Source organism: Bradyrhizobium sp. CB2312 (genome assembly GCF_029714425.1).
Lineage (GTDB): Bacteria > Pseudomonadota > Alphaproteobacteria > Rhizobiales > Xanthobacteraceae > Bradyrhizobium.
In genome coordinates, this window is the sequence record NZ_CP121668.1 from 2,917,633 (window position 1) to 2,929,780 (window position 12,148).

At 59.6% G+C, this 12,148-nt stretch carries 17 protein-coding genes; 7 read left to right on the forward strand and 10 right to left on the reverse strand.

What is annotated here, in order from left to right:
- Positions 1–127: 127 nt before the first annotated feature.
- Positions 128–589, reverse strand: coding sequence for a hypothetical protein (locus QA642_RS46515; protein WP_349253839.1), 462 nt, complete (start codon positions 587–589; stop codon positions 128–130).
- 100 nt (positions 590–689) lie between these two features.
- On the opposite strand from QA642_RS46515, the gene QA642_RS13925 reads away from it, so the two are divergent.
- Positions 690–956: a hypothetical protein gene (locus QA642_RS13925; protein WP_283085161.1), complete on the forward strand. Its 267-nt coding sequence runs from the start codon at positions 690–692 to the stop codon at positions 954–956.
- Positions 957–1,032: 76 nt separating this feature from the next.
- Here QA642_RS13925 and QA642_RS13930 read toward each other — a convergent pair whose 3' ends face one another.
- The 6 genes from QA642_RS13930 to QA642_RS13955 all read right to left on the reverse strand — a co-directional run bounded on the left by QA642_RS13930 (position 1,033) and on the right by QA642_RS13955 (position 4,197).
- Positions 1,033–1,257 carry a hypothetical protein gene (locus QA642_RS13930; protein WP_283085162.1) on the reverse strand — a complete coding sequence of 75 codons (225 nt, stop codon included), beginning with the start codon at positions 1,255–1,257 and terminating at the stop codon, positions 1,033–1,035.
- 1,454 nt (positions 1,258–2,711) lie between these two features.
- Positions 2,712–2,930 (reverse strand): hypothetical protein, encoded by a 219-nt coding sequence (locus QA642_RS13935; RefSeq protein WP_283085163.1) that lies wholly within the window; start codon positions 2,928–2,930, stop codon positions 2,712–2,714.
- A 198-nt stretch (positions 2,931–3,128) separates the two neighbouring features.
- Positions 3,129–3,275, reverse strand: a complete 147-nt coding sequence (locus QA642_RS13940; RefSeq protein ID WP_283085164.1) for a hypothetical protein — start codon at positions 3,273–3,275, stop codon at positions 3,129–3,131.
- Complete coding sequence (locus QA642_RS13945) at positions 3,272–3,610, reverse strand: hypothetical protein (RefSeq protein ID WP_283085165.1); 339 nt, start codon at positions 3,608–3,610, stop codon at positions 3,272–3,274. The genes QA642_RS13940 and QA642_RS13945 overlap by 4 nt, the downstream gene beginning before the upstream one ends.
- A complete protein-coding gene (locus QA642_RS13950; protein ID WP_283085166.1) occupies positions 3,585–3,764 on the reverse strand; it encodes a hypothetical protein in 180 nt (59 codons plus the stop codon). Before QA642_RS13950 ends, QA642_RS13945 begins: the two co-directional genes overlap by 26 nt.
- A gap of 97 nt (positions 3,765–3,861) precedes the next feature.
- Positions 3,862–4,197, reverse strand: coding sequence for a hypothetical protein (locus QA642_RS13955; RefSeq protein ID WP_283085167.1), 336 nt, complete (start codon positions 4,195–4,197; stop codon positions 3,862–3,864).
- Between the two features lie 540 nt (positions 4,198–4,737).
- On the opposite strand from QA642_RS13955, the gene QA642_RS13960 reads away from it, so the two are divergent.
- The 4 genes from QA642_RS13960 (at position 4,738) to QA642_RS13975 (ending at position 6,021) form a co-directional block, all read left to right on the forward strand.
- Complete coding sequence (locus QA642_RS13960) at positions 4,738–5,193, forward strand: Hsp20 family protein (protein ID WP_283085168.1); 456 nt, start codon at positions 4,738–4,740, stop codon at positions 5,191–5,193.
- A gap of 84 nt (positions 5,194–5,277) precedes the next feature.
- Positions 5,278–5,598: a hypothetical protein gene (locus QA642_RS13965; protein ID WP_283085169.1), complete on the forward strand. Its 321-nt coding sequence runs from the start codon at positions 5,278–5,280 to the stop codon at positions 5,596–5,598.
- Positions 5,599–5,620: 22 nt separating this feature from the next.
- Positions 5,621–5,845: a hypothetical protein gene (locus tag QA642_RS13970; protein WP_283085170.1), complete on the forward strand. Its 225-nt coding sequence runs from the start codon at positions 5,621–5,623 to the stop codon at positions 5,843–5,845.
- Entirely contained in the window at positions 5,842–6,021 is a 180-nt protein-coding gene (locus QA642_RS13975) for a hypothetical protein (protein ID WP_283085171.1), read from the forward strand. The genes QA642_RS13970 and QA642_RS13975 overlap by 4 nt, the downstream gene beginning before the upstream one ends.
- 1,563 nt (positions 6,022–7,584) lie before the next feature.
- On the opposite strand, the gene QA642_RS46520 is transcribed toward QA642_RS13975, so the two are convergent.
- Complete coding sequence (locus tag QA642_RS46520) at positions 7,585–7,725, reverse strand: hypothetical protein (RefSeq protein WP_342739556.1); 141 nt, start codon at positions 7,723–7,725, stop codon at positions 7,585–7,587.
- Between the two features lie 567 nt (positions 7,726–8,292).
- Here QA642_RS46520 and QA642_RS13985 point away from each other — a divergent pair.
- Both QA642_RS13985 and QA642_RS13990 read left to right on the forward strand, forming a co-directional pair.
- Positions 8,293–8,712, forward strand: coding sequence for a hypothetical protein (locus QA642_RS13985; protein ID WP_283085172.1), 420 nt, complete (start codon positions 8,293–8,295; stop codon positions 8,710–8,712).
- A gap of 205 nt (positions 8,713–8,917) precedes the next feature.
- Positions 8,918–9,502, forward strand: a complete 585-nt coding sequence (locus tag QA642_RS13990; protein WP_283085173.1) for a hypothetical protein — start codon at positions 8,918–8,920, stop codon at positions 9,500–9,502.
- A gap of 426 nt (positions 9,503–9,928) precedes the next feature.
- Here QA642_RS13990 and QA642_RS13995 read toward each other — a convergent pair whose 3' ends face one another.
- Positions 9,929–10,117 carry a hypothetical protein gene (locus QA642_RS13995; protein ID WP_283085174.1) on the reverse strand — a complete coding sequence of 63 codons (189 nt, stop codon included), beginning with the start codon at positions 10,115–10,117 and terminating at the stop codon, positions 9,929–9,931.
- Between the two features lie 954 nt (positions 10,118–11,071).
- On the reverse strand, positions 11,072–12,106 hold the full coding sequence (locus QA642_RS14000; protein WP_283080660.1) for an IS110 family transposase: 1,035 nt from the start codon (positions 12,104–12,106) through the stop codon (positions 11,072–11,074).
- Positions 12,107–12,148: the final 42 nt, after the last annotated feature.

A 12,148-nucleotide genomic window follows, 5' to 3' on the forward strand; every position in this document is an offset into this window, starting at 1 on the left:
AGTGTGAGATCGAGAAATTTACAACATGAGCGAGCGGGAGTGAAGTTGCGGCAGGGCGCCGTGGAACGAAGAAGACCCCGCCATCAGGCGGTATCTTTTTTGCGCGGTCCGGAACGCCCCCACCCAGTCAGTGCAGTTGGCAGACTGACTGACCGAGGTCGCGACTGGAGGTGCTTGGTCGGTTGCACCAAGCGTAGGTAAGGCTACTCCTAGATCTAAGGGCGCGCTGTTCGCTTTTCGCACTGTTCCCATCCTTGGGGAGCTTTAATTGAATATCCGCCTGCCGTCCGTGGGTTTGAAGAAATTCCTGGAGGGTCGGCGGAACTTCGGTCCCGTCGGCGCGGCGCTGTTGCAGTTCTTCCGCGATGTCGTCGGAGGCATCCCTCGACCATCCCTCGCCAGTGTTGAAACAGACGATGCGGACCGGATTGCTGTACTTCCCCTCCATGAGGTGCCGCAGCAGGGTCTTGCGGTCGGTGTGCTCCTCGTCCGTCTCGGTCCATGCTCGGCCAAGGTGTCCACGGAAATCATCGAGCACGAGATAGATGTCCCGATCGGAACCGGACACGATCGACGGCGAGATACGCATGACGCTTGCTCCGATAGATCCTTATTCCAAAGGGGTTGGGCCGGGGGCGTCAAGGTCGAGAGGCGGCTATCGTTTCGTTGGCTTGCGAAGGAATGGACGCATGATGTCGGTGGTCGTGAAGCTTGTCTCGAACCCGTCTGACAGCAATGGCATCTCGTTGTCGGCGCCAACCCTGTTGCAGACGGGGCAGGGCGCACCGGCGCCGCCGCAGCCGCAGGCCTTCGAACCTTCCCACGTGCGCTCGGGGTGGTTCTCGCAAACCCAGTGCGTGCCGGCGCAGCGCGCGCAAGCCATTTCGGACCTCCCTTCAATGCTGTGTCGGCTCTTCCTCGATTTGCTGCACCTCGCTGAGGTCGCGCATGTCTAGCAACTCGCCGCGGATCGTGCAGCGGATGAAGTGATTGCTCTCGCGTTGCGGGCGCCAGTTGCCGTGCGGTTTGCCTTCACGTGGCATAGCTCGCCATCCGCAGTGGGAGCGCCAACTGGATGCCGATCGCGCGGCCGAGCTGGCTCTGGACGAAGTGTCTCAAGGCGTCGGAGATCTCGTGGCCTTCGGCGGCAATGCGGCGCTCGAGTTCGCGCGCAATATCCTCTGAGGCGTCCCACGACCACCCCTCGACCGGATTGAAGACGACGCGAAGAACCTGATCGTATGGACCGGTGAGCATGTCCCCGATCAGCGTGGCCTAGGTGACGCCTTCGTCGGTCTCACGAAACGCTGCGCCATCCCGGAACTCCTCCAGGACCAAATAGAAATCCTTATCGAGCCGGTCATTCGGAATGATCGACGGCGAGCCATACGCGAAGACGCCAGTGACCTGGAAGCAGAATTGGAGGCACGAATCGACAAATGCGAATGAATTGATCTGCTTTGAAAGAGGCGCCTGCGGCCTTTGGGTCTCGCCAACTCACGTCGCTCTGGGCTCACCTGGAACTCTGGTTCCGGTCCGAGTGCGTCGGAGGGTTAATGAACCTGACATGATTCACCTAGACGAAGCATGGGAAGGAGAGCGGCCTACTCGCTTAACGTGCACAGTGAAGGAGGGGTTAGGGCAAGCCGGTTTCTCGTCCGGATGGGCGGCGTCGGTTGGATGGTTTACGGTCGAGATCGCAAGGGGCCCGCGCTAATCGGCACAGAGTGGGCAGCCTATCTGACTAGGGAGCAGGCAGAACGGACGTATCACACTCTGTCTTGCTCGGACAAAGGCCGAGCCGCCGGTGGTTCGGGGGTAGTGATCGTGAGGGTGCTTCATCGGGAAGATTTGGCAGAAATCGCATAGCACGCCTGCTTAACTTAGGTTAAGGTGAGGCATGGGCGAAGAACTACTAGTGCGTGTGATTGCCATCGGCGCCGGAGTTTTCACTTTGGCTGCCGCAACCGCGCTCATCTTCAGCCTTTGATTTATCTCAAATAGCGCACGCAATCGGTCCGCATCCTCCATTGCCGACGGGAGGCGACAATGCGGCCATGGATGTTGCATGCGCTGGCGTGGGAATAGCCGCCGTTGGTTTGGCAGCCCTCATTTCTATGAGCATGTAGAGCCGACTCAGCGGCCAATGATGCTCGTACTAGATTTGCTTCTCCAATGACCGAGTGGCATGTCAATGTGGGGCCGCGTGCAGCGCGCAGCAATTTGTTCGGTTGGGATGGCGGGCACTGTGGGGCTCGCGCTGCTCGCCATCTTCGGCCAACTGGACGATGCGATAGAAAAGCGATTGTACAGAAACTGTGTAAAGGCCTACCAGGACTCGCCGATTTGCCTGACCGAGCCACAGGGGAAATGATCGGAGATGATCCAAAGTTGGTTTGCGCTCTTCACGGGTGGCGCTGGCGTCTTGTTTCGGCGCCGCCCGGGGATCAGGATCACATACATGCAGAGTCAGTGAGGGGCGACATGCCGACGTCAACGAACATCAGTCGCCAACCGTCGCCGAAATGCCCGAGATGGAATCGGAGGAGCAAGCGATGATCCGATGGGCCGTCGAACAGAGCCTTCCCGCGAACGATGCGCATCGAGCTAAGGCTTGGCTCGATTGAGCTTTCGCTGCCTTCACCGCTCTGATCGAACTTGGCGTCGAAGTATAAGGCCCGCCGGTTCGCTGGCGGGCCCGATCAGCCCCGTCATAAGATAACATCTAGGGGAATGGTGCACACGGCTCTGCCATCATCGTCACTGACGAAGATCGAATAGCGAAGGCCGACCAGCTCCGGGCGAGTTTCGCGCAGTGACCGAGCAAGCCTGATTGCATCTATCTGTGCGTCCGCTTCGCTCGGCAGGTCATGCACTCCAAAATCCGAGACAAAGTGGGAATTGATGAGCTTGAACGAAAACAGCGGCATGGAACATGATGTCCAACGGATGCCAAAGCGAAGCCCCCGCTCCCTAACGGTGGGCGGGGGCTCGCGGATGGATGGCGCGAGGCTCGCGCGAACGAGGTGTCGCACCAAGGACCCGCACAAACTATGAACCCCCCTGCGCGCCGATCCTTGAGCACAAATGTTGTGCAGAGTGCGCAAAAAGGAGCCCGTCCGAGCGACCTATTCCAGAACGTCATACTCAAAGGCAACGCCCTCGGGGTCGTTCTCCTCGAACCACTTTTCCGCGGCCTCGACCGTAGCGAAGACCTTGACGTGGTTGGCATCACCGACCTGCTTGGCGGTGTTCACGTACACGAAGACGGTCATTGATCCCTCTTTAGCTTGGGCCGGCGCCAATGCGGTTCTTTTCCCTTGGGGTTGAACGCTGGAACGTAATGTCGGTTCAAAGCCCGCATGACGCCGATGCGGGCCTTGATGACCGGGCCGCCGTTCTCAGCGACCAGGATCAGCGCTTCCATCGCCGCCTGCCACTCTGGCGCGTCATGCTCCTTCTTTGGCAGCGCCGCGATGCACTCCCCGGCATCGCGCAGCGTCACTAGCTTGCGGCCGTTGACCTCGATCGGATCTTCGAATTCGTGAGACCAGCCAGTAGGGCGGGGCGCGCTTGAACCGCCCTTAGGCGGCGGCGTCGATCGTCGCAATCAGGGCCCGCATATCGGCCGCCTGGGCGCGATAACGCTCGCTCAAGCGGAGGTACAGTTCACGATCGCCACCACCTACCGCCCGGTGCGCGATCATTTCGCGTTCGGTAGCGAGGCTCTCAAATCGTTCCAACTTGGCTTGGAAACCGGTCATAAAATACGCCCCTAACGCTTACTGAGGGACGCAGACCATACACTTCTGATTAGGTCGAGGCGAAAATTGTTCTGGCCTATAACGATTTGGCCACCCTTCAGGTCGTGTTTCGCGTGCCCATGATCGCGAGCCGCGGGTTGAATAGGCGAGTGACGTCGAACAGGGCAAGGCATGCCGTACTCAGAATAACGTGCCGTGAAACATGCTGATAATCGCGAGCACACCAAGAGGCACATCCCGAACCCGATCCATGCGGCAGCGGCTTGTCGCAATTCGATCCGGCCTGTCGCATCGCGGCGGTAGCCAGCCATCGCAATGGCTCCGGCGTTGCGCTGAACACCTCGACATAAACGCGCCCCAACCACAGGAATGGCAGGACGGTACGTGCCACCAGGTACCCGATCAGTTCGACGAGCATTCCGAACCTGGACATGGCCGAACTCAGACGCGCCAGAAGTATGCACCATATAGAACGCAAAGAATGTAGTCAACCACAGGTTGGTAACGATGCATGATGCCCGCCCGCTTACGCTGGACGCTCTTCGTCGACGAAGGAAGGCGCCGCTGCGATCGCTGTTCGCGGCGTTCCTGGTCGGCCTCTGGGTCGCGCGCCGGGGCTAGTTTCGCGAGTCTTGCTGCGCATGGCGGAAGCTCAAGACGTTCGGAGCGGGAGTGGCGCGAGAAGGCGACGACGAAAGCGCAGGCGCCCCTCGACGCCGCCGAGCGGCAGCACGCAGCCAGGCTGCGCGCGGCGCTCAGGAAGGTCAGGAATAGGCCGCCTAAGTCCGCGTTAACCATTGCGATTCCTTGCGTAAAAATTTTGTCCGGGGGTCTTGAAACTTTTCTCTGACTTCCAAATTTTTTTGGCGTCGTCGTACGACGATCGGGATGCCGTTCGGGTCCCGCCATTGAGACGGGCACCGGTCGTGTCCGGTGTCGCTCGTAACCATTTTGCTCCCAGGAGGATCTGGCTATGCGCACTGTTGATTTTTCGCCCTTCTTCCGCTCGGCCATCGGCTTTGACCGTCTTTTTGACCTCGCCGAAGCCGCCCAGCGCGCGGGCGAGGAGACCTATCCCCCCTACAACATCGAGCGTCTCGACGAGAACCGCTTCCAGATCTCGGTAGCGCTCGCCGGTTTCACGCCGGATGAGGTCGCGCTGACGGTCGAGCAGAACGTCCTTACGTTGGAAGGTCACAAGGGCGAGAAGGACGACAAGACCTTCCTGCATCGCGGCATCTCGGCCCGCAACTTCAAGCGGCAGTTCACGCTCGCCGACCACGTTGAGGTCAAAGGCGCCAGCTTCGAGAACGGCTTGCTTGTCATCGACCTGCAACGGGAGATTCCGGAGGCGATGAAGCCGCGTCGCATTGCGATCAACGGCGCCGCGCCGAGCAACGTGACACAGATCGAATCCAAGGTTGCCTAAGGCCATCCCGCAGAACAGCCACCAAGCCGCGCGGGACGACCCGCGCGGCTATCTCCTCAACTCGTCTTGGAAATGGAGGAAGCCATGCGGCCGACGACCGCCCTTCACGACAACGTTGTTGATCTCAGCGCCATCATTCATCCCGGTACAGTCTTTGAGCATCCCCGGGACGTGGTCTCCCATCCTTCTCTCAGCCTGTCCGAGAAACGTGCCATCCTGGCTTCGTGGGCATCGGACGCTTCTGCGATCGCATCGTGCCCGTCACTGCGGGCCCCCGAGGGGCTGAAGGCGCCGGTCACGATCGACGAGATTTTGGAGGCGCTTTGCGCGCTGGACGAAGGCGCCCGGAATTCTCCCGGGGGCAAGCCGATGCGCTTGCGGTCGGTCGAGCGTGCAGCGGCTTAGGAGAGGGTGAGGAGTGATGAAGATGCTCGATCAGAACCTTGCCCGCATCCGTGCGCACCGCAACAACGTCCACCGCTATCGAAGACTTCTAAAGACGCGGCTCTCCGACCTCGAGCGCCAGTTCATCGAACGGCGTCTCTCCGAGGAGGGCTCGGCGCTGGAGGCGTTGACGTCCGAAACCTTCCCGATCGCCTTGCTCAGGACCCCGACGCCGTGCTCGCCTGCGACCGCGGGGGCGGCATCATGACCGACGTCAGGGACCTTTTGATCCGCGGCAGCGAGAAGGTCATAGCTCACTACCGGCTGCTGCTCGCCCGCGCCAAGACCGAGAAGGAACGAGAACTTTACCTGAGCCGGATCGAACGCGAGCAGCGGCTCCTGGACCAGCTCCAGGGCGGCTTGCGGGGACGGGTCGCGGCATGAACACTCGAAACGACGAAGAGAACTACGCGGGCTTCGATGTCATGTTGAAGCGACGCGGCCGCGGCCGATGGAAGTGGGCTGTCTGCGCAGCTGGAGGCGAGGTCGTGATGTCCGGCTCGGAGTGCAGCCGCGCTGCCGCGAGGTACAAGGCGGAGCGCGCGCTGTTTCTCCTGCTCTGCGCAAGCGCGTCGCGGGTGCTGTCCGTCGGAGGAGGGCGGACCGCAGGCTCGGGCTTGCCGCGGCCCTAGTGCCAGGAATCGTCAATATCGCTGGCACGTATCCGCTAAGCGCTTTTGCCACGGAAGCCACCCTTGAAATTAGCGACTGAGCACTTGCGGATTGGTAGCAAGTACCGCCCGACATAAAACCCCCGCCGGCCCAAGTCGGCGGGGTCTTCGCTAGAACTCTGCCCCCTCCCATCGCCCATGGCCGACGCGGCCCGAGAAAGCTTGCACCGTCCTATTAAACCCGGCGAGGCCGCCATTGAGGTTCGCGACGAAACCGGGCCGGTCATGCGGGTGCGATTCACGATTGAGACAGACCGCCTGAGTCAGTCTTCCTTCCCATAGCTCCATGGGATTAGCTTCAGCTAGCCGCTTAGCAAGTGCTCGGACGTTTTCCTCAGTCCCACAGACCAAATCAACCGAGTGGATCATCTGCCCCTCAAACGTGACAACGAAGCCGATAAGTCTTCATCGGACTCCTACCAGTTGTTCCCGCAAGAATAAGGCGGCCTCAATCGGGCAGCTCCTGTAACCGCGCATATTTCCAAAGACGACGTTGCCGAATCGTCCTAGACCGTAAGAGGCCTCGGCGGCCCCCCGTTACCCTCGAGGCCTCCAGCGGCTCCGGCGATTAGGGCCGTTTTTTGCGAGCCACTTACTATCGTGGGTGTGGATAGGTGCGGCGCGCCAAGATCCTGAAGCCCCGATGATGTCGGGCCCGCCGGTTCACGCTGGCGGGCCTTTGTTCTCGTTTCCGCGGAACGTTCCTATGTGGCGGCTGGGTCCTGTCCGTATTTGACCTCTAGTGTCCTAGTTTGTTCTGCGCGGCGTCCTAATTCGCTGGAGCGTCGATTTGGCTCAACGGACGCCCGACCATCGGGCAATAGTCGAGCCCGAGAAACAGAGTGAGGCGAAAAAGCCAAAGCCGTCACGGCTGGAGGAGGCGCGGCGGATCATTGAACAGTACGCTGCCGAGTGCGCGAGATCGTCCAGAAGCTACGCCGCAAGATGAACTAGGCTGCTTTGGAACAAGTGTTCACTTTGGTACTTAAGCCATCTCCAGATGCGAAAGGCGGCTGATGGTGACGGGAAGCAAGTTGGATAGGCTGGGTACGCTGGCGCTCGCCACAATGGTAACGGGCCTCGGCACCCTCATTGCAAGCATCGCTATGCTCATGATCCGATAAGACCGCCTCAGTTGGTGGCCCGCTATCGCTATCGCTTCAAATGGAGTCCTGGCCCGTCTTGAGTCGCACGTAAGTTCCGCTTTCGTGCAGCTCCAGCCAGCCCTTTTCGATGGCGAACTTGATGGCGGCGCCGAACTCGGGCCCGCTAGCCTTTAGTGTGTAGGGAAACGGCGCATTGATCTTTTTAATGTGGATGCGGCCGTCCTGGACGGCTCGATGCCCTTGGCGATCTCTATCAGCTTGCGCACGGCGGTTTCCGGGTTGGTGAAGGCACGTTCATCGATCGTTTTCAAGTCCGCGCTCCTCTCCGCACTGATCGAGCAGCAGAAGTTGGCCGGTAGAACCTATTCAGAGTCGTCTGCCGAGCCAATAAGGATTTCATACGCTCGCTCGGCCTGCTCCCGCGTCAAACTCGCGGCCCAGTCGCTGCCGATCAGTGCCGGCCCCCGGCGCTCTCGATCGTAAACCATCCAACCAACGCCGCCCATGCGAATGAGAAATCTGTTCGGGGGCACACTTTCAGTCACCATAACCTCTCTAATCACTTGGAGACTTGGTGAGTGGGCGCCCCTCGTTCCCGGATTGCAATTGACCCATGTGAGTCAATTCGGGAAAAATAGGCAATCGGACTGTGCGATAGCGAGCAGAGCCGCCTTCGGTCTCTGCCTAGGCTCGCCTCTGCTTGGTGCAACCGAGCCCGAGCGCAGCGGCCCCGGCCTACACTCCCCAAATGCCATGCCGGCCGGGGCCGTCTGGCGAGTCGAGTGCCGGCAAGCCCTGACATGACGCCTGCGGCTGCGTTAGCTGCTATCTCCGTGCTTAATTTGGCGTTCCGTATCCTTTGATACGCTGCGATCGAAATGGCCCTGCTAGTATTTCCCGATAAAGGGGGCCATGGATCGGCTGAAGAATGGGGCCATGGATCGCTGAAGAATGCACTGGGGCATCTCGAGGCCCCGGACTGTCCGAATTGCCGGATCTCGCAGGCGGATGGCTGCGCCTATGTGAGGGGGAACACCGCTACACGCGCCGATCATGTGCCGGTCGGGTTTGCCTGCATTGATCCGGAGACCAGCAGTTTCAATGCTCGAAATGTCAGGTGCCAATACCGTGACGTTGCTCCTGCTAATGAGGACAAGCCGGCCATGACTATTCTTCGCGAATTGTCCATTGCGGAGGAGGGTTTCGTCGGGATGGCCATCGCGCTGACCGGCGGTGACGGGGCATGTCACATCGTGCTTCGCAAAGCGGGGCCAAACGTCGAGAACCTTATCCGATAACGGCGGCGGCCTGACCGAGGAGATCGAGGACGAACTGCTGACGCACTTGGCCCAACGCCAGACCAGGATCGTCGGATCGCAATTTACGAGGCGGGGCATGCCATTTGCGCGCCTCTGCTCGGGCACGATGTAGGCCGGATCACCGTGAATCCATTCGACGCGCGGTTACGAGGGATGTGCTGGGGTGTCGGGCATACCGAGGCGTATGCGGAAGGTCGCGGATATTCTTGCTCGGCCGATGCCGCAGGCTGGCGAAGATCGTCACCCTGTGGCGGATGTGTTTGCCAGCGTCTACGCAAAGTGCATCGACCTTCTAGCGGCGGAGCGTATTGTGCTCGACGGTGAACCCGTTGTGCCTATTGGCGATCTTCGGCAGGCGCGCGAGCTTGCCTTGCTGATCTGTAAGAGCGAAGAGGCGGTCGAAACGAATATCGCACACTGCGATGTTACTGCGCACGATCTGTTGATGCCGTATGGCGACGTGGTGAATGCGCTGGCCACCATCTTGCGGATCAAGCGGACGCTGGATGGTGTACAGATTGACGAGATAATTCGGGGTCTGGAAGGTCAGAAGGCGTTAACCGCAGAACAGCGGCGGCGTGCCGAGTGGGCGCGGTGCGTACTGGCTGCTGACTGGTTTTGTGCGCAATGTGATCACATCGAGGTTGTTCGGGTGACACGTTTTGCGCTTAATCGAGTCAGTAATCGAGAAAGATCGGGCGGCGCGGCGGATGCACCCGGCCGGAGTGATCTTGAATGGCTCCGACGAGTAATGCCGTCGGGGCCATAGTGGAGCGTTTAATGATCGGTGTCGGCTCTCGGACCCGGAGCCGACATTTTATGCTCGGGTCGAGCCTTTCTGGTCTTGACCTTAAGCGGTCCTGACCCACTCGCGTTGCAGCGTTCGCACCTGTGCAACTACCGACGACCCTCAGTTTTTGATGAGGATCGAATGAACCGGCGGGATTTCATCGCGGGTAGTGCGGCGCTGCTTGTCTCGCCGCGCGTTCGTGGGCGGAGGGGCCGACTCGCCGGGTTGGCTATGATGATCGTGCGACCCTGTAGTTGCCACTCTTCAAAGGTGTGGCAGGAAAGCTTGCGCGATCATGGCCGGATTGAAGGGAAGAACCTGATCATTGACTACAGATCGCCTGTCGCGATTAGACATACTCTCCGAGCTTCAGTGCAAGACGCGGGAAAGGCTCGCCAATGCACACTACCTGTTAGACCTGTCCTGACGCTCTTCGATGGCGAGTTCCACCTTGGTGGCGAGCCCCAATAGGTTCGAGGAGAGATCAGCAAACAACTCCTTCTTTGATTGGTCGGCTGCATGGCGTCTGCTGATAAGGGCGCACTCCTCCGCTTCGGTGAGGAGTTTTTCTAGGTGGGTTTGCATGTCGTGCATGGCTGTACCCTTGCGGCACTAACGTGCTGGCACGCCAGCGTGTCGCGGAACTGACGTCGCTCATCTGCAATCGGCCGCCGGGTTGGTCGTTCCTAAAGCGAATTAGGAAACACTGCGATATGACACCAATGCCGCGTAGTCCGCACGCTTGAAGGACAGCTTATGACCCGTCGCTTCCTTTGGGGCGTAGCGGCAAGTTGCCCGAAGTCGGGAGTAAACCGGAAGTTCCCCACGGCTGGTCAAAACGGCACTTTTGACCCATAGCGGCTTCCGGCCGTCGGGCAGTCACGTTCCCGAAACAGCCCAAATTCACGATTTGCTCCCAGGGAGCGGGGTGCGGTCTGTATTTGATCCCCAGTGTCCTAAGTTGAATTTGGAGGTGTCTAGTTTCATGTACGATGTTCCCTACGGGAAACATCATGCAGGACATGATCGAACACCTCGCGGTCTTGCGCGAAAAATCGCAAAGTGCGAGCAACTGAGAGACGCCGCGAAGACACAGGTAAAGCGCGCCATTTTCGATAGGATCGTCGTTCGTTACAGGGCCCTCGCATCCGAATTAGAAAGCGCTATCGCGCAAGCCAAGGCTGAGAATGAGTAAGGCGCCTATTGCCCTTAGCGGTCCTCAGTCTTCGACGCCGTGATGTCTGCTTTCGGAGGTGGAAGAGACCGGCGCTGGGATTATGAGTACACGCCCTTCTGTAATGGGCCCGATGATGTCAAGCCTCCCGAGTGAACGCCACGCCGCCGAGCTCATGCTTCTGTTCGTGGTCGACGCCTGGCCGCCACATCATGCTGTCAGAGGGAGCGGTGAGCCTATCTAGATACGCGTGGTTCGTCGGACGACGCCACTGGGCGTGTAACGGCTTCACCGCATCCACCGTCCCGGCGACGGGACTTCGGGCACCGGGCTTCAGTTCATCCCGGTTGCGTTCTTGATCTCCTCCACGTCTTCTATGCTGCGATTGAGCCCGCTTCGGCCCATCGGTAAGTCGTGCCATCGACCCAGATCCGATGCAGGATCACTGCGAGCTTGCGTGCCAAGGCGACCTTTGCGCGCTTCGAGCCTCTCCGCTTGGCGACGTCCATCCCCCAGCGTTTGAGTTTTGAGAACCGCGTGATGCGCGATAGCAGAACGTTGGCGGCTTCATACAAGGCCGTCCGCACCGTCTCATCGCCGGCCAGCGTGATTCCGCCCGTGACGTCCTTTTCTCCCGATTGATATTTCTTTGGCGTGAGCCCGAACAGCGCGCCTGCTGCCTTTGACTTTACAATGCGATGAGGATCATCAATCGCCGATTTGTAGGTGATGGCCACCAGGGGACCAACGCCTGGTACTGTCATAAGCCGGCGGCAGACTGCATCATCACGCACAATTGCCAGCACAGCCTTGTGTAGTCTTCCGTATTCTGCCTTCAGGGCCGATCGTGCCGAAAGCATCGCACCAGCAATGCGCTCCAATGTCGCCTGGCCTGCAACCAACTCTCGAATCCGCGCTTCGAAATTCCTTCGCGTCACCGGGCCAACCTTCAGACCGAAGCCGCGCAAAATCCCTCGGATACTTAATTCTACATCGATCAGCCGCCCGAGAAGCTGTTTGCGTGCGATCAGGAGTGCCCGGATCTCTTGCGCATCAACCGACTTTGCGTGTACCTGCCGAAACCATCCCATCCGGATCAACTGGGCGATCCCGCGGGCATCCTTGCGATCCGTCTTGACCGTCATTGCAGATAATGCGGCCTTCACGTGCCGCGTTTCCAGCAGAACTGTTTCAAATCCTGCACCTTTCAGGCCTGCATGCAGCCATTGCGACAGCGGCCCAGCCTCCAGCCCGATCCGCTTCACTGCAAAGCCGAGCGTCTCAAAAAACTCAACTAAGGCGTCGGGTTCGCTTGCGACCTTCGCTTCCTTCAGGATCTTACCCTGGGCGTCCACAACACACACGCTCGACAGTTCCAATGACACGTCGATTCCGGCATAATTCTCCACGGCTGTCCTCCGTCTCCAGATGCTTGGGGCCGACTCAAGTCG

Coding starts and splice junctions, on each gene's coding strand:
- QA642_RS13955 (WP_283085167.1), bottom strand. CDS start 4,197: ATGTCCAGGTTCGGAATGCTCGTCGAACTGATCGGGTACCTGGTGGCA.
- QA642_RS13935 (WP_283085163.1), bottom strand. CDS start 2,930: ATGCCGCTGTTTTCGTTCAAGCTCATCAATTCCCACTTTGTCTCGGAT.
- QA642_RS13960 (WP_283085168.1), top strand. CDS start 4,738: ATGCGCACTGTTGATTTTTCGCCCTTCTTCCGCTCGGCCATCGGCTTT.
- QA642_RS46515 (WP_349253839.1), bottom strand. CDS start 589: ATGCGTATCTCGCCGTCGATCGTGTCCGGTTCCGATCGGGACATCTAT.
- QA642_RS13940 (WP_283085164.1), bottom strand. CDS start 3,275: ATGACCGTCTTCGTGTACGTGAACACCGCCAAGCAGGTCGGTGATGCC.
- QA642_RS13995 (WP_283085174.1), bottom strand. CDS start 10,117: ATGCACGACATGCAAACCCACCTAGAAAAACTCCTCACCGAAGCGGAG.
- QA642_RS13950 (WP_283085166.1), bottom strand. CDS start 3,764: ATGACCGGTTTCCAAGCCAAGTTGGAACGATTTGAGAGCCTCGCTACC.
- QA642_RS13975 (WP_283085171.1), top strand. CDS start 5,842: ATGACCGACGTCAGGGACCTTTTGATCCGCGGCAGCGAGAAGGTCATA.
- QA642_RS13985 (WP_283085172.1), top strand. CDS start 8,293: ATGGCCCTGCTAGTATTTCCCGATAAAGGGGGCCATGGATCGGCTGAA.
- QA642_RS13965 (WP_283085169.1), top strand. CDS start 5,278: ATGCGGCCGACGACCGCCCTTCACGACAACGTTGTTGATCTCAGCGCC.
- QA642_RS13925 (WP_283085161.1), top strand. CDS start 690: ATGATGTCGGTGGTCGTGAAGCTTGTCTCGAACCCGTCTGACAGCAAT.
- QA642_RS13990 (WP_283085173.1), top strand. CDS start 8,918: ATGCGGAAGGTCGCGGATATTCTTGCTCGGCCGATGCCGCAGGCTGGC.
- QA642_RS13970 (WP_283085170.1), top strand. CDS start 5,621: ATGCTCGATCAGAACCTTGCCCGCATCCGTGCGCACCGCAACAACGTC.
- QA642_RS13930 (WP_283085162.1), bottom strand. CDS start 1,257: ATGCTCACCGGTCCATACGATCAGGTTCTTCGCGTCGTCTTCAATCCG.